Raw genomic sequence first — 616 nt, 5'->3', positions numbered from 1 at the left:
AGCCATACCCATTGCATTTGCCTTTGCGTCCTGGTTGTATATGAGGAAGGCCGCACCCATAGATTTGACGGGCAAAAGGATAAATAGAAACAAGAAGATTTTTCTCATCACCCCCCCTCTTTACCCTATATCATACAAAGGATTTCCCGATCAACGTTGTTTTCTAACTTTACTATCTTGCTACGTACCAAGCTCCCACGATTCGAGATAAGTTCTCTGTTTCTCTGTAAGAGTATCTATCGTTACACCTTCAAGCTCCAATTTCAGCCTAGCAATCTCTCTGTCTATTTCCAATGGAACGGGGTAAACCCTTTTTTCAAGGTTTTTGAAATTTCTAACAAGATACTTAGCGGATAGTGCCTGATTTGCAAAACTCATATCCATGACCTCTGACGGATGCCCTTCAGCACTTGACAGGTTCACGAGTCTTCCCTCAGAAAGAAGGTATATCTTTTTCCCGCCCTTCAAAAGGTATTCATCAAGACTCTCCCTTATTCTCCTTTTCCTTTCTTTCATTTCTTCCAAGGCGTCTATCTCTATTTCCACATTGAAATGTCCAGCATTTCCCACAATTGCACCGTCTTTCATTATCTCTATGTGTTCCTTCCTTATAACG

General features: G+C 41.4%; 1 protein-coding gene. It reads right to left on the bottom strand.

From position 1 onward, the window contains the following. Positions 1-180 precede the first annotated feature (180 nt). On the bottom strand, positions 181-616 hold a 436-nt coding region (locus N2257_10790; protein MCX7794871.1), incomplete at its 5' end, for an adenosylhomocysteinase.

The sequence above is a fragment of the Thermodesulfovibrionales bacterium genome (genome assembly GCA_026417875.1).
GTDB lineage: Bacteria > Nitrospirota > Thermodesulfovibrionia > Thermodesulfovibrionales > CALJEL01 > CALJEL01.
Note: the sequence above shows the minus strand (reverse complement) of the source record. Positions and strands in the feature narration are given on the sequence as shown.